Raw genomic sequence first — 18,052 nt, forward strand, 5'->3', positions numbered from 1 at the left:
ATCTGTTGTTAATCTTTTGTTAATCGGCTATTAATCTGCTATTGCCAATAAAACATGGCTTGCTTTGACCAATGCACAACAGCGTTTACCTTCTACTAGTTCAAGGTTATCGATACTTTGATTAGTCACAACCGCCGACATTTTTTGACCTCCACCTATATCAAAAGTCACGTCGCTATTAACCGCGCCAGTCTCTATGGCAAGCACTTCGCCACAAAACATATTGCGGGCACTGGTTTTAAATTTACCTTGAATGTCTTCACTTAAAATAACCCAACTCGCTTTAATTAAAGCGAAGGCATCTGACCCGATTTCTAAACCCAAGCGCTCTGCACTGTCCGGAGTAATTTGCGCAACGATTTCTCTGTGTTCGCCAATGACTAAAACCACTTCACAATTAACCGGGCCTTTTGTAATTTTAATTACCGAACCATGAAATAGATTTCTTGCACTAGTTTTCATTGATACTTTTCTCATGATTTCTAATTGGCTGAGTACTCCTGGTGAAAGATTTTCTAAATCCCTCATCCAATGCTGCATTTGCTCGTTAAACAGTTGATAAGCGGATAACAACGCCTGACCTGCCGGCGTTAATACCATTCCCCCGCCCCCAGAACCACCTTTTTGAGCGGTTACCAAAGGTTTTTCTGCAGCCAAATTCATCGCTTCAATAGCCTGCCAAGCCCCTTTATAACTTAAACCGCACGCTTTAGCTGCGGCAGATAAAGACCCCAAAGAAGCAATTTTATTTAACAATTCTAGGCGTCTTTGTCCCGAACGGGACTGCTTAGAACCCATTAAAAATGCGTGCACAAGTTGTTCAGGATGGGATTCTAACAAAGCTATATTACCTTTAATACATAACGATGCACATTTTGAGTTATCATCTCTTTATTGTCAAGGCTTGATAAATAGTCAGAAAGTATTCATTCTGAGACCTTTTCACAAGATAGGTGCGAAAGAAAAATGAGGAAAAATTTGCCTGATTGCGGCGGAAAACGCAGGGAATAGCTAGCTATTCGCAAGTTTTTCAACAAAAATCGGGTGAATTTTAACCATTTTTATTCGTGCATACTCTCGTGCAAAGGTCTCACTTTATAAATGAAATCATTGAATATAGTAATAGTAGGTGGTAATTTAAATCATCAGTCGACTAGTTTACGAAGATGTGTACAAGGATGCTTTTCATGAAACAAACTCTTAGCCTTTATCGCCCCGCATTGGCAATCATATTGTTCAGCCTTTTTGGTTTAAATGGCTGCAGTAATCATTCGCAAGATAACATTGTGCAATGGCCAACGGATAAAGCGTGTAATTTACACCAAGAAAGCTGTACGGCAGAAAAGGACGGTGCTAAGGTCACCTTAAAAATTAGTCCACACCCTATTCCGATTGCTAGGCCATTAGGAATTGAGGTGGATATTGAGAATTTAGATGTGCAAAAAGTTGAGCTAGATATTACCGGTATTAATATGTATATGGGTTATAACCGCGTAACGTTGACCCCTGCAAGCCCTACTCGATATATAGGAACATCTATGTTGGCATTTTGTACCAATCAAACAATGAACTGGCAAGTCACATTGATGATTCATCAAAAAGATGGCATGCAAATTCAAATCCCATATACGTTAGAAACGAACAATCGTAAATAGAGGCCTTTACAAGAGTCTAAGATTATCGCTTTAAAGTGCTTGTTTTTGCTTTAAAGCTTGCCCGACAACCGGGTGAACAAATTCTGATACATCGCCACCTAAAGCGGAGATTTCACGAACTAAACTCGATGAAATAAAAGCGTATTGTTCCGCTGGCGTCATAAACATGGTTTCAACTTCTGGGGCTAATTTACGGTTCATTGACGCTAATTGAAACTCATATTCAAAATCCGAAACCGCTCTTAAGCCACGTAATAAAACCTGGCCATCAATCTCTTTTACAAAATCAACCAATAGACCACTAAATCCAACAACCTCTACATTTGGCATATCTTTGGTTACCGCTTTAGCTAAAGAGACTCTTTCTTCTAGAGTAAAAAGTGATTGTTTATTACGGTTATCCGCTACCGCAATCACTAGGCGATCGTAAAAACGTCCAGCTCGCTCAATTAAGTCAAAATGTCCGCAAGTAATCGGATCAAATGTACCTGGATAAACCGCAGTAATAGACATGAAATTCCTTTAAATTGAAGTCTTTATTTTCATCTTAGTGATGGTTTCAACGCATTTTACGTTAAGCGTATCAATAAAAATATTATTTTTAATTTACAACGCAAGACTCACTCGTCAAATTTAAACAAACCAAAACGAACTTGTGATGTGTTTTTTTCTCTATGACAAATCCAGCCATTTGGTAATAATGGCCAATCTAGTGGTTTTTCTTGTTCTAAATATAACCAGGCCTGGTGATTTACATAACCATTTTTAAACAGTAAATCTACCGATTTTTGCATTAAGTCTTGATGAAAAGGTGGGTCTAAAAAGACCAAATCAAATACTGAATCCGATTGATTAGAAAGCCACTGTAAACTATCTGTTTGTTCAACTTGCGCATTATCAACCTTAAGGGTCAGTAAGTTTTGTTTAAGCTGTTTTGAATTAGCGATATCTAACTCTAATAAAGTAGCGTGTTTGGCACCTCGTGATAAGGCTTCAAAGCTTAATGCGCCAGAACCCGCAAAAACATCTAAACAGGTGGCTCCTGGTACGTCAAACTGCAACCAGTTAAACAGCGTTTCACGAACCCTATCAGAAGTAGGTCTTAAGCCTTCTGCATTCAACACAGGAAGTTTTCGACCACGCCAGTCACCACCAATAATACGCACCTCTCCTAAACTGTCTGCTTTAGACCGACCAGGCCGGGTAGATTGTTTAGAGGGTTTTGCTTGGGTGTGATAACGTTTGTTTTTAGACATAATAGAGTTATGAATTTATGGTTTTATTTAGCTAAGGTTATTTGTTGCGGCGTAATTTCGATTTTTTTAGCGGAAAGTAAACGCCCTAATGCTTTTTTATAACTAGCTTTACTCACTCGATAACGATCAAAAATCGCCTCCGGCGTACTTTTATCGGTTAATTCTGAAACACCATCATTAGCTTCTAATACTGCCATAATCATTTGCCCTAATTCATCTTGAGCTTCTTGACCACGTTTTTGTAGAGTAAGGTTAATTTTATGGTCTGGACGAATCCCTTTAATATAGCCTTGCATTTTTTGCCCCATTCTTAAAGGCTGTAAAATATCACTATTGTGAATTAAGCCTAAATGAGTACCATTAATTAATGCGGTATAGCCCATTTTACTTCTGCTAACCACCATTAGTTTTACTGGTTGACCGCTCTTAAACGTATCGTTAGTTTCTTTTAAATGCATACTCAATTTACTAGAGGCGGCAATACGACCACTTAAATCAATGTAAAGAAATACACAATACGACTTACCCTGCTCCATAGGCACGCGCTGTTCTGCATAAGGAGCTAATAAATCTTTTGGCATACCCCAATCCATAAAAGCGCCAGTTCGATTTACATCGGTTACTTTTAAATGAGCTACCTCACCTATCTCCGCCAGAGGCTTATCAGTGGTGGCTACTAAACGGTCTTGCGAATCTAAATGAATAAAAACTTCGAGCGTCTGACCCACTTTGGCTTTGGCAGGAACATAGCGTTTAGGCAATAAAATTTCACCTAAATCACCACCATCCAAATAGAGTCCAAATTCGACCTCTTTAACAATTTGTAATTGATTCATCTGTCCAATTTGAGCCATTTTCAAAACCTTTTTACGTAATAGAACTTTGCCGTAATTATAACCATGCCGGGTAATTTACTGTAGCTTATTTAGTTCTGTCGCTTTGGATACACTTTTTAGTTCATTATTTGTTAGCACTTGTTAAGTGATAACTCTTAAGGTATAAACAAAGATAATTTATTTTTTTGGATTAACTCGTGCCAGTTTTGATGCGGCTTTAATTCAAAAAACATTTATTGAAACCGCTCAAACCAGCCAATTATAGGCTAGGAGAATTTATGAAAAAAATATGGATCATTATCGGCTTTTCAATACTTCCAATGGTAATGAGTGGTTGTTCTACTGTTTCGGTCAATCAAGACTATGACACCAGTGTTGATTTTTCTAGCATACGCTCAGTCGCTTGGTTACCAACTAAACAACAAGTTGCACCTAAAGCCATTACTTTTGCGCAGAAAAATCCATTAATGGCAAAACGCATTCAAAATGCCATTACAGAACAATTAAAACTTAAAGGGATTTCAACCCGTCAACCAGGCCTGGTAGATGCTTTTGTAACTTATCACTACTCAACTAAACGTGTATTACAAACAGACCCTGTTTCAACTACATTTGGCTTTGGTGTATTTGGGGGACATGGTGGTGTTATGTTTAACACTTCTCCCGATCTTTATGAATATGAAGAAGGGCGTTTGGTGATTGATATTATCAATCGAAATAACCAATTAGTTTGGCGCGGTATCAGCCCGTCAAGACTAGTAGAGCAAAGCACTCCAAATGAAACAACTAAGGTTGTTAATAAAGTAGTAAGCGCAATTTTGGAACAATACCCACCAAAGCCATAATGAGTAATAAAATAGCTAAAATTTCATCAATCATTACAAGAGTTGAGAAGCCTTTTTAAATACAATACTTTGCCTTAATTTTTGTCACTCAGGCTTCCCGTTACTTTTTGCAGTTTGGCAAAAAGTAACCAAAAAACAAACCCCACTGCATAAACGGGCAAGTTCTAAGCTTGTGAACTGAAAACGCTGAACTCGCTGCGCTCAAACAGCAGCGTTTTTTTACCGTTCACTACACTAAGAACCTTGCACCCTTTATTACAAGGGGACTTAAGGCGTTTGTCCTAGCTTCAATATTAAACATTCCAAAAGAGCAAAATAACTCAAATTTCGTAACTAATGGTTATCAAGTTAACTTATTAATTCACTTCGGTTATCAGATTCAGTTAAATTTTTTCAGATTAATTAAAAAAGGCCTTTGCACCCAATGGAATGCAAAGGCCTCATATCATATTTAAATTTTAAACATTGAACTTCATGAACTTCATGAGCTACAAATTACTGAGGTTTACCGACCATAATATTTATCATATTCGCAGGTTTTACGTGCTTTCTCCAAGCCTTAAGGACATCTTGCTTTGTGACTTTTTCAATTAGTTTGGGAAACTCATCTAAATAATCTAATGGCAAATCATAGAAACCAATCATTGAAATATACCCTAAGATCTTGCCATTATTGTCTGCCCTTAATGGGAAACCACCAATTAAATTATCTTTAATCGCTTGCAGTTTTTTATCTGAGAAGTCCTTTAAAAAGGCATTTAAGGTTTCCCTGACGACTTTATCAGCTTCATTAGCGGTCGCATTTTTGGTTGATAGCCCTATGATAAAAGGGCCTGTGACTTTTTGTGGCGCAAAATAACTGTAAACGCTATACACCAAGCCGCGTTTTTCACGAACTTCTTCCATTAATAATGAGCCAAACCCAGCTCCACCCAATAAATGATTACCAACAAATAAAGGGACATAATCCGGATTTCCCCGTTCAATACCCAATTGAGCTAAAGAATAATAGGTTTGGGTTGAATCAAAATCAACTTTTATGGTTTGTTTTTTAGGTGTCTTTTGGGGACTTACCAGGCCTGGTGGTTTTGTACCGCGTGGCAAGTTTTTAGTTAATTGATTGGCAATGACTTTCGCTTGAGCTTTATCGACATTACCCACAATGGCAATGACTGCATTTGAAGCCACATAGTATTTTTTATAAAACGCTTTGATTTTATCTAGCGTAATATTATCCACCGATTCAAGCATTCCTGACACAGGATGAGCATAAGGATGCTTACCATATAATGCCTTCCATAATGCCTCATTAGCCATAATTTGTGGTTTTACTGAGTTTTGTTTTAAACCAATTTTTAGACGTCGCATCTCACGCTTAAAAATGGCTTTTTTAAACTGGCTATCACTCAATAAATTGGCAAAATTATTCAGAGCCGTTTTCATAATTTCTGGTCGCGTTAAGGTTCGCAAAGAGATAGAAGCATTGTCACGACTGACACTAGACCCCATCTGAGCGCCAATGTTATTAAAGGTTTCGGATACTTGCTCTTCATTAAGTTTAGAAGTACTGGTACCCAGTAACGTTGAAGTCATTGAAGCAAGCCCCCAAACATCACCATCTCTTGCAGAACCCGCATCAAAAGTCATTTCAATATCCAGCATAGGAAGCTGCTTAGCCTGAACATACATCACTTTTGCGCCATTCTCAGTTTGCCAACTTTGAATATTGACACCTGCAAAGGCCGAAACACTGAGCAATAAAGTCCCGATAAATAACCAGGCCTGGTAAATTGGTTTTGTCATAAAATCTTTCATTAGTGAATATCTCCTAAATGCATGCCTGCACCGGCTTTTCTATGAATCGTTTTGCCATTTGGTAATAAAGTACCCACGGTGACTTTATCTTTTTGCAAATATTTTTTAGCCACCGCCTGCACTTCTTGTGGCGTGACTTTACGCAGTTCATCAACCCATTTATCAAGGGTATCAGCGGGTAATCCAACACTGACTAAAGAACCTAAAACAATCGCTTGTGACTGCACCGAATCTTGATGATATACATATTGGGCTTCTGATTGAGCTAAAACTCTATCCAATTCTGCTTGTGAAACTGGCGTAGTTTGGAGTTTTTCAATTTCGCTCCAAATAGCTTGTTCAGTCTGTTCTGGGGTTACATTTTCAGACGGTGTTGCGCTAAACATAAATAATGTCTTTAAGCGAGAAGTCGCATCATAGCCGGCACCAGCACTGGCAACAATTTGCTGTTTTCTAACTAAGTCTTTGGTTAAACGAGCAGAATCGTCTCCGTCTAAAATAGAACTTAACACTTCTAAAGCAAAGACTTCTTTTCGCTGTTCCTCATTTTTAGCGGTAACCAATGTTGGCGCATGAAACCCCATTAATAGACTTGGCGTTTTAGTCGCGCCTTTTAAGACAATACGTCTTGGGCCTTCTTGCTCAATCTCTATTTGGGGTTCTGGCGGCGTGATTGTTTCTTGCTCGATATGTCCATAATATTTTTGCGCCAACTGATAAACCTCTTGAGGATTAACATCCCCTACCACGACTAATGTCGCATTATTGGGCGCATACCAACGCTTATACCATTTACGAACATCTTCCGCTTTCCAGTTTCTAATATCAGTCATCCAACCAATAACCGGATGATGTGGTGGACTGTTCACAAATGCGGTTGCCATAAATTGCTCATATAATTTACCCGTAGGCTTATCTTCAGTACGCCAACGACGTTCTTCGGTGACTACATCACGCTCTTTTTTAAACTCTGCATCCGTTAGAACAATATTACGCATTCGGTCAGCCTCCAAACGCATGACTTCACCCAAATGCTGTTTACCAATCACCTGGTAATAGGCGGTGTAATCGGTAGAAGTAAAGGCATTTTCTTGACCACCCAGCTTTGAAACGATTTTTGAAAACTCGCCCGGCTTAAGTTTTTTAGTCCCTTTAAACATCATATGTTCAAGCATATGAGATATACCGGTTTTACCGTTATGTTCAAAATTAGAACCAATTCGATACCAAACTTGATGAACCACTACCGGAGCGCGGTGATCCTCTTTGACAAGAACTTTCATTTGGTTATCTAAAGTAAATTCAGTAACATTGGCAAAACTTAAACTACTGGTTAACGAGAGTAAAATACCCGCTATCCAAGGGGTTGTCTGTTTTTTCCAAAATGACATAGTAATTCCTTCACGCTTTGTTAAATTAGACTAATCGGTAAGATGAACAACTGAAAACTATATTGCCTATTGTCTTCACCCATCTTATTAATGAATTACTTTATAATAGCGATAGTTGATAATTTAAGTATGAATAAAACTTGAATTTAACCCCAATACTCATATCTAACAAGCTTTAGGATAAACAAATGTTTAGTTTTTTGCGCCGCAAAAAAGACCAAAAAGAGACAACAGAAGACGCCATTGATACTGCTATTGAAGAGAATCAAGAAGTCACTTCAGAATCCAGCCATCAAGAAAATGCTAATACTCAAGAAGATTCTAATACTCAGGACACCGCTAACGAACCCTCTATGGTGCAACAGACAACACTTGTTGAAGAAGTGGAAGCCACCGAAGAACCTCAAGCAAAAATAGACGAAACAATTCAAACTGAACCAGTTATAAAAACTAAGTCTGTCATAGAAACAGAAGCGAATGATCAATCTCTAGAAAATATTGAACCTGCTGCACCTACCTCTAAATCAACTAAAGACCTTACACTAGATGAGGAGCCCGAGGAAAAATCGAGCTTTTTTACTCGTCTTAAAAAAGGATTAAGTAAAACACGACACAGTTTTACAGAAAGTCTTGCTAGCTTAGTGTTAGGTCGTAAAGAGATTGACGACGACCTGCTTGATGAGTTAGAAATGATTTTACTAACCGCGGATGTAGGGATTGATGCCACTGATCGTATTATTCAGAACTTAACGGAACAAGTTTCTCGCAAAGAACTTAGAAACCCTGAAGCCCTAATTAACTCACTAAAAAATCAATTACAAGAAATCCTAGATCCCATGTCTAAACCTTTAGACATTGATACCCATTTGGCCGAAAATTCCGGCCCCTTTGTGATTTTAATGGTCGGTATTAATGGCGTCGGTAAAACTACAACCATTGGTAAGTTGGCTAAAAAATATCAACTTGAAGGCAAATCGGTCATGCTTGCGGCAGGAGATACCTTTCGTGCAGCGGCGGTTGAGCAGCTTCAAACTTGGGGAGAACGCAACAATGTTCCGGTTATGGCTCAAAAAACAGGTGCCGATTCAGCCGCGGTTATTTTTGATGCGATTCAATCCGCTAAAGCCAAAAAGGTTGATGTTCTTATTGCTGACACCGCTGGTCGCTTGCACACGCAGTCCAATTTAATGGAAGAGCTTAAAAAAGTAAAACGTGTTATTGCTAAAGTGGATGACACGGCGCCTCATGAGGTGATGTTAGTAATCGATGCTGGAACAGGACAAAATGCGTTGAATCAAGCGCAACAGTTTCAAGAAGCGGTTGAGGTTTCTGGAATTACTCTCACTAAATTAGATGGCACAGCTAAAGGGGGGATTGTTTTTGCCCTTGCTGAGCAACGCCAAATTCCCATTCGATTTATTGGTGTTGGTGAATCTATTGATGATTTGCGTACCTTTGACAGCAGAAGTTTTACCGAAGCTTTGTTTGACCAATCGACAACCCGTTAAACGATTAAGAAACCATGCAACTTCCTGATACCGACAATATCGACTATCAATACGCCTTTAAGCAAGGCTATAGAATGGCCGTTGACGGTAAACGAGTCACCAGCATGCCCAGTAAGGTTCGTCGAGACATGATGATGCGGGAGTATTTTCAACAAGGCTGGGAACAAGCCATTGAAGATATGTCGCTGAATTACCAAATACAAAACAAACCCAACTGGCGCACTCGTTTTATTTGGTTCGCTTTTATGGTGTTAGGTGGTATTGCTACGGCAAGCTTAATGATTAAAAACATTGAATCTGATATTGCAGAGCAACAAGCTCGGTTAGAGGTGAAACCTTCTAAAAGTGATACTCAAAAATTACCAGACTCAAAGCCTTCGCCAGATACAAATCTAGCAAAGTCATCCCCTGCAAACATTGCTAACTCAAGCTCATCATTACCTACCCTATCTCTGCTCTCAAATCAGCAAAGAAAAGACCTGGAGTTGAACAAACAACAACAAGCTGTTGATGCACCTTTGAGTTTAGACCCTATAATAAAAAGCTCAATTACGGTTAAGCAAGCGGTTTTAAGTGAAAATATTGAAAATAGAGAACCTATTTCGCCTCTCAGCAACCGTGTGCCAAAGTACATACGCAAATTGGCATTTTTTACAGAAATTGAAAACGCAAATGGTCAAACCATTTATCATCGTTGGCGCACCAACAACCAAATATTAGCAACAATAGCACTTCCAATTGGAAGCAATAAATTTAAGACCTGGTCTACTAAAAAGCTTTCGAGTGCTTGGCTAGGACAATGGTATATTGAAGTATTGGATAGCAATAAAAATGTTATCTACCGACTATCGTTTAATTATGGGGGTAAACCTTGAAACCTTTAAAAAGCCTATTAGTTCTCAGTTTATCATTAATAACTCTCCTTATGACTGGCTGTAGCTCCACGCCACCACCTAAAAAGACTTACGATAATATTTGCTCAATTTATAGTCACGATCGAGAATGGAAATCAGCCGCCTACAAGTCTTATAAAAAATGGGGAACTCCACCCTACGTTTTAATGGCTTTGGTACATCAGGAATCACGCTTTAAACCTAATGCTCAGCCGCCTAGAGAGTATGCTTTAGGCATGATTCCTTTACCTAGAAAATCATCAGCGTATGGCTACTCTCAAGCCAAAGACGGGACCTGGCATGATTATATGAAAGCCACTGGAAATTGGGGAGCATCTAGATCAGATATTGAAGACTCTTTAGATTTCATTGGCTGGTATAACTACCAATCTTACAAACGCCTTAAAATTTCCCGTAAGGATACTTATAAGTTATATTTGGCCTATCACGAAGGACGTGGCGGTTATTCACGCCGCACTTATTTAAAAAAGAAATGGCTGTTGGCTGTGGCCAAAAAAGTATCCAATCGAGCAAGAATGTATAAAAAACAATATTATCGTTGTCGATAAGATTAAGCAGAACTTTGCATTAACTCGCATTAAGGGATTACACAAAAAGATTAGATACAAAAAAACCGAGTTAGGATTATCCCTTCTCGGTTTTTTAAAAGTTACCAGGCCTGGGTCTAGTAGCTTACGGATATTTTGATACGATTAATTAACCTTTATAACGCTCAAAAACAACCGATGCATTTGTACCACCAAAACCAAAACTGTTACTCATAATACGGTTTAATCCCGCATTATCAATACGCTCAGTAACGATAGGCATACCTTCACACTCTGAATCTAAGTTTTCAATATTAATTGAAGGACAAATAAAGTCATTTTCTAACATCATTAAACTATAGATAAATTCATGTACACCTGCTGCACCTAATGAATGACCAGACATTGATTTAGTTGAACTAATCTTTGGAATATTCTCACCAAAGACTTCACGAATTGCCGCAGTTTCTTTAGTATCTCCAACAGGAGTCGATGTTCCATGAGGGTTAATGTAATCCACATCACCATCAACCGTAGATAACGCCATCTGCATACAACGCACAGCACCTTCACCAGAAGGAGCAACCATGTCATAACCATCAGAGTTAGCGCCATAACCAGTAATTTCAGCATAAATTTTAGCGCCACGAGCCAAAGCGTGCTCTAGCTCTTCAACAACAACCATTCCACCGCCACCTGCAATAACAAAACCGTCACGGTCAGCATCATAGGCACGAGAAGATTTTTCAGGCGTATCATTATATTTAGAAGATAAAGCACCCATCGCATCAAACATAACAGACATTGTCCAGTGAAGCTCTTCACCACCACCTGCAAATACAACATCTTGCTTACCAAGTTGAATCTGTTCTACTGCAGACCCAATACAATGTGCTGAAGTTGAACACGCTGAACTGATTGAATAGTTAATTCCTTTAATTTTAAAAGGTGTCGCTAGACAAGCCGAAACGGTTGAACCCATAGTGCGAGTTACCATATAAGGACCAACACGTTTCACACTTTTCTCACGTGCAATTTCTACCGCCTGAGTAGAATTAGAGTTAGATCCACCACCCGAACCAGCAATTAAACCGGTACGAGGATTAGAAATTTGATCTTCAGTTAAACCTGAATCCTTAACTGCTTGCTGCATAGCAATATAAGAATAAGCTGCAGCATCACCCATAAAACGTAATTGCTTACGGTCAATATGATCTTTAAATTGTAGATTTTTAATTGCACCATGTACCTGAGAACGCATTCCGTTTTCAGCATACTCTGGTGCAAAGACAATACCAGACTGACCATCTTTTAAAGATTGTGTAACTTCTTCTACATTGTTACCAATACTAGAAACAATACCTACACCTGTAATAACGACTCTTTTCATAATTAAAAATTATCCGTATTAGTGAATAAGCCAACTTTTAAATCTGTTGCACTATAAATTTCACGGCCATCTACAAACATCTTAGCGTCACCAAGACCCATATATAACTTACGTTTGATTACACGTTTCATATCAATAACGTATTCTACTTTTTTAGCTGTTGGAAGAACTTGACCATAAAACTTAACTTCACCTGAACCTAATGCACGTCCACGCCCAGGACCACCTGTCCAACCAAGAAAAAAACCTATTAATTGCCACATAGCATCTAAACCAAGACAACCAGGCATGACAGGATCTTCATTAAAGTGACATTCAAAAAACCAAAGATCTTTTGTGATATCTAGTTCAGCGCGAATTTGACCCTTACCATAAGCACCACCTTCTTCAGAAATATGCGTGATACGATCCATCATAAGCATAGGAGGTAATGGCAATTGTGCATTACCAGGACCAAAAAGCTCACCACGGCCACTTGATAAAAGTTCTTCTCTTGTATAACTAGATTGTTGTTCCATTTGGTTTACCAATGTTGTATCAAATACCCTACATTATAACAGGACGTAAGAGTGCAATTCAATGCGTTAAACAGAATACAAAAAAGCCCGTAGTTTCTTATGAAACTACGGGCTTTAAAATATGGTGCCGACATCAAGACTTGAACTTGAAACCTACTGATTACAAATCAGTTGCACTACCAATTGTGCTATGTCGGCGAGTTGGTGCGTATTATAAGACTTGGCAGAAAAGTGTCAACACTTTTATAAACTTTTTTATACTTTTTTTACAGCCTCAACGGTATTGACCATTCCTTGTAAAACAAGGTCAGGAATATAGTCATACGACACATCTAAAATTCGCCCTATTTGAACAGCATCCCCGCCGGTGATAAGCACCTTAAATTGGGTTTCCATCTGACAACTTAAGTCATAAATGACACGATTAACGTACGCTGCAACCATATATAGTGTGCCACCCAAAATTGCTGACTGTGTATTATTTGCTAATAACTGACCATCATTGAATTCAACATTAACATTATCCTGACCCTCTATCTCTAAATTAGCTGTACTTACAGATAAAGATGAATGCATCGTATACAGACCTGGAACAATAAAACCACCTATGTGTTTACCATCAATAACCGAATCAATGGTTAAGGCAGTACCCGCATCAATAATAATTAAAGGACAGTCATAGATAGCTATGCCACCCTGCATCGCATACCAGCGGTCTGCACCTAATTTAGTAAATACTTCATATCCTGATTTAAGACCACAACAGTTTTGTTGTGATGATAGTCTAATTGGAAATATACTCCATCTATTTTGGATCATAGAAGTTAAGATTTCTACCTGGGCATCGTCAGCCACACTGCAAATGTAAACTTCACTTGGAATACCATTTTCTTCTAATTTCTGCAATTTGCTGTCTAACAATTCAACTAATGTAATCGCATCATTAGTTTTATATTGACTATCAATAACAGTCGCACTTTTAACTAAACTGTTGCCAATATCTATAAATAATTTATTCATAAGTAATCAAAATCCAAGGAGAACATCATAATTCCATATATCATCTGTAAAGCAACAATGCTGCCTAATATAAGTGAACGATATGATACACAATATAATGACTATCGCACTGAATAATTCATAGTTTATCAGCAAAGTTCAAATTGAATAATAATGACAAAATCTCGAATAAATTAAGCCAAAAAAAAACCCGCTATATCAGAGATATAACGGGTTTTTAGAATATAAGCTTGGCAATGACCTACTCTCACATGGGACCTCCCACACTACCATCGGCGCTAAGACGTTTCACTTCTGAGTTCGGAATGGGATCAGGTGGTTCCATCTTGCTATTGTCACCAAGCAATTTGGTGTTACGGGCTGAGATTAGTCAACCACGTAAAATTCTTTGGAATAGATCGTCTATTCATCACACTGATCACTCAATGCAACATTAATTAGGTTTTTATGTCATATATAATCGATAATAGTCAAGGTATATCACAACATCGCTTGGCATTGATGTCTTATCATTTGATAATGTCAATTTGATAATGTCTCATCATCACAAGTCACTTTTGAGTTGTATAGTTAAGCCTCACGGGTAATTAGTACAAGTTAGCTTCAAACATTACTGCTCTTCCACACCTTGCCTATCAACGTCATAGTCTCTAACGGCCCTTCAGAAGACTTAAAGTCTAGGGAAATCTTATCTTGGGACAGGTTTCCCGCTTAGATGCTTTCAGCGGTTATCCTTTCCGAACGTAGCTACCGGGCAATGCTATTGGCATAACAACCCGAACACCAGCGGTTCGTCCACTCCGGTCCTCTCGTACTAGGAGCAGCCTCCCTCAAATTTCCAACGCCCACGGCAGATAGGGACCGAACTGTCTCACGACGTTCTAAACCCAGCTCGCGTACCACTTTAAATGGCGAACAGCCATACCCTTGGGACCGACTTCAGCCCCAGGATGTGATGAGCCGACATCGAGGTGCCAAACACCGCCGTCGATATGAACTCTTGGGCGGTATCAGCCTGTTATCCCCGGAGTACCTTTTATCCGTTGAGCGATGGCCCTTCCACACAGAACCACCGGATCACTAGAACCTGCTTTCGCACCTGCTCGACGTGTCAGTCTCGCAGTCAAGCACCCTTTTACTCTTGCGCTCATTGCACGATGTCCGACCGTGCTGAGGGTACCTTCGCGCTCCTCCGTTACTCTTTAGGAGGAGACCGCCCCAGTCAAACTACCCACCATACACTGTCCCTGACCAGGATTCACTGGTCGAGGTTAGAACCTCAATAATATCAGGGTGGTATTTCAAGATTGGCTCCACCGGGACTAGCGTCTCGGTTTCAAAGCCTCCCACCTATCCTACACAGATAGTATCAAAGTCCAGTGCAAAGCTGTAGTAAAGGTTCACGGGGTCTTTCCGTCTAGCCGCGGGTACGCAGCATCTTAACTGCGATTTCAATTTCGCTGAGTCTCGGGTGGAGACAGTGTGGCCATCATTACGCCATTCGTGCAGGTCGGAACTTACCCGACAAGGAATTTCGCTACCTTAGGACCGTTATAGTTACGGCCGCCGTTTACCGGGGCTTCGATCAAGAGCTTCGCCTAAGCTAACCCCATCAATTAACCTTCCGGCACCGGGCAGGCGTCACACCGTATACGTCATCTTTCGATTTTGCACAGTGCTATGTTTTTAGTAAACAGTTGCAGCCACCATTTTATTGCAACCCTCTAGAGCTTACAGAGCAAGTCTTTCACTTAAGAGGGCGTACCTTCTCCCGAAGTTACGGTACCATTTTGCCTAGTTCCTTCACCCGAGTTCTCTCAAGCGCCTTAGAATTCTCATCCTGACCACCTGTGTTGGTTTGGGGTACGATTAGTTATTACCTGAAGCTTAGAAGCTTTTCTTGGAAGCATGGCATCAATCACTTCGTCCAAAAGAGGACTCGTCATCAGATCTCAGCATTAATATCCCGGATTTACCTAAGATATCTGCCTACATCCTTAAACCTGGACAACCATCGCCAGGCTGATTTAGCCTACTCCGTCCCTCCATCGCAGTAATAACTAGTGCAGGAATATTAACCTGCTTCCCATCGACTACGCCTCTCGGCCTCGTCTTAGGGGTCGACTAACCCTACGTCGATTAACGTTGCGTAGGAAACCTTGGTCTTTCGGCGAGGGAGCTTTTCACTCCCTTTATCGCTACTCATGTCAGCATTCGCACTTCTGATACCTCCAGGACACTTTACAATGCCCCTTCGCAGGCTTACAGAACGCTCCTCTACCATGCCTTACGGCATCCGCATCTTCGGTATATTACTTAGCCCCGTTAAATCTTCGGCGCAGGCCGACTCGATCAGTGAGCTATTACGCTTTCTTTAAAGGGTGGCTGCTTCTAAGCCAACCTCCTGACTGTCTGAGCCTTCCCACATCCTTTCCCACTTAGTAATATTTAGGGACCTTAGATGGCGGTCTGGGTTGTTTCCCTCTTGACTACGGACGTTAGCACCCGCAGTCTGTCTCCCATGATTGCACTTGTTGGTATTCGGAGTTTGCAATGGGCTGCTAATCCTTGACGGACCGCTAGACCATAACAGTGCTCTACCCCCAACAGTGATACATGAGGCACTACCTAAATAGTTTTCGAGGAGAACCAGCTATCTCCGGGCTTGATTAGCCTTTCACTCCGATCCACAGCTCATCCCCGCATTTTTCAACATACGTGGGTTCGGTCCTCCAGTACCTGTTACGGCACCTTCAACCTGGCCATGGATAGATCGCCCGGTTTCGGGTCTACACCATGCAACTAGTCGCCCATTTAAGACTCGGTTTCCCTACGACTCCCCTATTCGGTTAATCTCGCTACATAATGTAAGTCGCTGACCCATTATACAAAAGGTACGCAGTCACCCCTCATTAAAAAATCTTCCGCTTGCATTGTTTGACAATCTCGCCATTTTGATTCACTTCCGTTGCTCATGTAGCTTTGGCTACACTGCGCTACGGTTCTCATCTAAAATAACGACCTTGTTCAAACACTGCTTCGCTTTTGAGCATTTTATCGCTCGGATAAAGACCCTTTAATGAGGGGCTCCTACTGCTTGTACGTACACGGTTTCAGGTTCTATTTCACTCCCCTTCAGGGGTTCTTTTCGCCTTTCCCTCACGGTACTGGTTCACTATCGGTCAGAAGAGAGTATTTAGCCTTGGAGGGTGGTCCCCCCATCTTCAAACAGGATTTCTCGTGTCCCGTCTTACTCGATTTCACACTTAAAAGATTTTCGTATACAGGACTATCACCTTGTATCGTTAGACTTTCCAGACTATTTTACTAATCTTATAAATGCTTAAGGGCTGGTCCCCGTTCGCTCGCCGCTACTTAGGGAATCTCGGTTGATTTCTTTTCCTCCGGGTACTTAGATGTTTCAGTTCCCCGGGTTAGCCTCCTGCAAGCAGGATATCCATATTGGATGGGTTTTCCCATTCGGAAATCCACGGATCAAAGCATGTTTACTGGCTCCCCGTGGCTTATCGCAAGTTACTACGTCCTTCATCGCCTTCTTCTGCCTAGGCATCCACCGTATACGCTTAGTCACTTAACTATACAACTCAAAAATAACCTTATGCCTTTTGTTAACTCCACTTAATTTGGTAGCTATACCATTTAATCATTAAGCTTCTGTTTATAAGGTCTGATGAGAGTATGCAACTAAAAGTTTTAAAACAAACAACATGAATTGTCTGTTTTCGCTGTCATGATATACGCTTGAGTATTCTCAATTATATATTTTACCTATACTTGATAATTTCTAAGCAATGCTTAAAAACTATCCAGTTTTGCGTGGTAAGCCCCTGGAAGGGAGACTTACCACACCCAACGCTCAAATGTCGGCTGAGCGTTGGGCTTCTCATTGATTGAGTCTTAAACCAACTACAGTGCCTATTGATAAATCAATAAGTAAAGTTTGCATTTAAAACCTCAATCGAGAGATCTATTCCAAATTTTTAAAGAACTTTCAGTGTTTTCCACTGTAAATAAATTCTAAAGCTTTTTTACTTTAAAACGTATTGATAGTGAAATGCATCTTTGTTAAAACGTACCATTTTTGCTTGAGGTTGGATATTTTTATTTGCGAAGTTTGCGATAAGCAAATGAGCAAGTAAAAAGATTCAAGATCAACTAAAAATTGGTGGGTCTGGGTGGATTTGAACCACCGACCTCACCCTTATCAGGGGTGCGCTCTAACCAACTGAGCTACAGACCCAAATATTTATTTGGGGAGCAGGCTCCCCAAATTGAATTTGGTGGAGCTATGCGGGATCGAACCGCAGACCTCCTGCGTGCAAGGCAGGCGCTCTCCCAGCTGAGCTATAGCCCCAG

The 18,052-nt window shown here is 40.2% G+C and carries 14 protein-coding genes, 3 tRNA genes and 2 rRNA genes; 5 read left to right on the plus strand and 14 right to left on the minus strand.

What is annotated here, in order from left to right:
* Positions 1 to 30: 30 nt before the first annotated feature.
* Positions 31 to 840: a TOBE domain-containing protein gene (locus BS34_RS0109695; protein WP_029408327.1), complete on the minus strand. Its 810-nt coding sequence runs from the start codon at positions 838 to 840 to the stop codon at positions 31 to 33.
* Between the two features lie 347 nt (positions 841 to 1,187).
* Between BS34_RS0109695 and BS34_RS0109700 the strand changes: the two genes are divergently transcribed.
* Positions 1,188 to 1,655, plus strand: coding sequence for a hypothetical protein (locus tag BS34_RS0109700; protein WP_051640789.1), 468 nt, complete (start codon positions 1,188 to 1,190; stop codon positions 1,653 to 1,655).
* A gap of 30 nt (positions 1,656 to 1,685) precedes the next feature.
* On the opposite strand, the gene coaD is transcribed toward BS34_RS0109700, so the two are convergent.
* The 3 genes from coaD to BS34_RS0109715 form a co-directional block, all read right to left on the minus strand.
* The gene (gene coaD / locus BS34_RS0109705; protein ID WP_029408329.1) at positions 1,686 to 2,168 is read right to left on the minus strand and encodes a pantetheine-phosphate adenylyltransferase; all 483 of its coding nucleotides are present in this window, start codon (positions 2,166 to 2,168) and stop codon (positions 1,686 to 1,688) included.
* Positions 2,169 to 2,275: 107 nt separating this feature from the next.
* The gene (gene rsmD, locus BS34_RS0109710; protein WP_038126342.1) at positions 2,276 to 2,911 is read right to left on the minus strand and encodes a 16S rRNA (guanine(966)-N(2))-methyltransferase RsmD; all 636 of its coding nucleotides are present in this window, start codon (positions 2,909 to 2,911) and stop codon (positions 2,276 to 2,278) included.
* A gap of 23 nt (positions 2,912 to 2,934) precedes the next feature.
* Positions 2,935 to 3,765, minus strand: coding sequence for a CvfB family protein (locus BS34_RS0109715; RefSeq protein ID WP_029408331.1), 831 nt, complete (start codon positions 3,763 to 3,765; stop codon positions 2,935 to 2,937).
* A 260-nt stretch (positions 3,766 to 4,025) separates the two neighbouring features.
* Here BS34_RS0109715 and BS34_RS12690 point away from each other — a divergent pair, with 260 nt between their 5' ends.
* Entirely contained in the window at positions 4,026 to 4,592 is a 567-nt protein-coding gene (locus BS34_RS12690) for a DUF4136 domain-containing protein (RefSeq protein ID WP_029408332.1), read from the plus strand.
* 495 nt (positions 4,593 to 5,087) lie between these two features.
* Here the strand turns inward: BS34_RS12690 and BS34_RS0109725 are convergent, their stop codons facing one another.
* Both BS34_RS0109725 and BS34_RS0109730 read right to left on the minus strand, forming a co-directional pair.
* Positions 5,088 to 6,395, minus strand: coding sequence for a M16 family metallopeptidase (locus BS34_RS0109725; protein WP_029408333.1), 1,308 nt, complete (start codon positions 6,393 to 6,395; stop codon positions 5,088 to 5,090).
* A gap of 11 nt (positions 6,396 to 6,406) precedes the next feature.
* The gene (locus BS34_RS0109730; RefSeq protein WP_029408334.1) at positions 6,407 to 7,798 is read right to left on the minus strand and encodes a M16 family metallopeptidase; all 1,392 of its coding nucleotides are present in this window, start codon (positions 7,796 to 7,798) and stop codon (positions 6,407 to 6,409) included.
* Positions 7,799 to 7,986: 188 nt separating this feature from the next.
* On the opposite strand from BS34_RS0109730, the gene ftsY reads away from it, so the two are divergent.
* Genes ftsY through BS34_RS0109745 form a run of 3 tightly spaced genes read left to right on the plus strand, consistent with a single transcriptional unit; the run spans position 7,987 to position 10,768 of the window.
* Positions 7,987 to 9,306, plus strand: coding sequence for a signal recognition particle-docking protein FtsY (gene ftsY / locus BS34_RS0109735; protein ID WP_029408335.1), 1,320 nt, complete (start codon positions 7,987 to 7,989; stop codon positions 9,304 to 9,306).
* Between the two features lie 14 nt (positions 9,307 to 9,320).
* Entirely contained in the window at positions 9,321 to 10,181 is an 861-nt protein-coding gene (locus BS34_RS0109740; protein WP_029408336.1) for a DUF2914 domain-containing protein, read from the plus strand.
* Positions 10,178 to 10,768 carry a transglycosylase SLT domain-containing protein gene (locus BS34_RS0109745; RefSeq protein ID WP_029408337.1) on the plus strand — a complete coding sequence of 197 codons (591 nt, stop codon included), beginning with the start codon at positions 10,178 to 10,180 and terminating at the stop codon, positions 10,766 to 10,768. The genes BS34_RS0109740 and BS34_RS0109745 overlap by 4 nt, the downstream gene beginning before the upstream one ends.
* Positions 10,769 to 10,916: 148 nt before the next feature.
* Here the strand turns inward: BS34_RS0109745 and fabB are convergent, their stop codons facing one another.
* The 8 genes from fabB to BS34_RS0109785 all read right to left on the minus strand — a co-directional run bounded on the left by fabB (position 10,917) and on the right by BS34_RS0109785 (position 18,050).
* Positions 10,917 to 12,137, minus strand: a complete 1,221-nt coding sequence (gene fabB, locus BS34_RS0109750) for a beta-ketoacyl-ACP synthase I (protein ID WP_029408338.1) — start codon at positions 12,135 to 12,137, stop codon at positions 10,917 to 10,919.
* A gap of 2 nt (positions 12,138 to 12,139) precedes the next feature.
* Entirely contained in the window at positions 12,140 to 12,655 is a 516-nt protein-coding gene (fabA, locus tag BS34_RS0109755) for a 3-hydroxyacyl-[acyl-carrier-protein] dehydratase FabA (protein ID WP_029408339.1), read from the minus strand.
* A 122-nt stretch (positions 12,656 to 12,777) separates the two neighbouring features.
* Positions 12,778 to 12,853 (minus strand) — tRNA-Thr (locus tag BS34_RS0109760).
* A 57-nt stretch (positions 12,854 to 12,910) separates the two neighbouring features.
* The gene (locus BS34_RS0109765; protein WP_029408340.1) at positions 12,911 to 13,675 is read right to left on the minus strand and encodes a type III pantothenate kinase; all 765 of its coding nucleotides are present in this window, start codon (positions 13,673 to 13,675) and stop codon (positions 12,911 to 12,913) included.
* Between the two features lie 228 nt (positions 13,676 to 13,903).
* Positions 13,904 to 14,018: ribosomal RNA gene (gene rrf, locus BS34_RS0109770) — 5S ribosomal RNA — on the minus strand.
* Between the two features lie 223 nt (positions 14,019 to 14,241).
* Positions 14,242 to 17,273: ribosomal RNA gene (locus BS34_RS0109775) — 23S ribosomal RNA — on the minus strand.
* Positions 17,274 to 17,859: 586 nt separating this feature from the next.
* Positions 17,860 to 17,936: transfer RNA gene (locus BS34_RS0109780), tRNA-Ile, on the minus strand.
* A 38-nt stretch (positions 17,937 to 17,974) separates the two neighbouring features.
* Positions 17,975 to 18,050 (minus strand) — tRNA-Ala (locus BS34_RS0109785).
* Between the last annotated feature and the right edge of the window lie 2 nt (positions 18,051 to 18,052).

It is taken from the genome of Thiomicrorhabdus sp. Milos-T2 (assembly GCF_000702325.1).
Taxonomy (GTDB): Bacteria; Pseudomonadota; Gammaproteobacteria; order Thiomicrospirales; family Thiomicrospiraceae; genus Thiomicrorhabdus.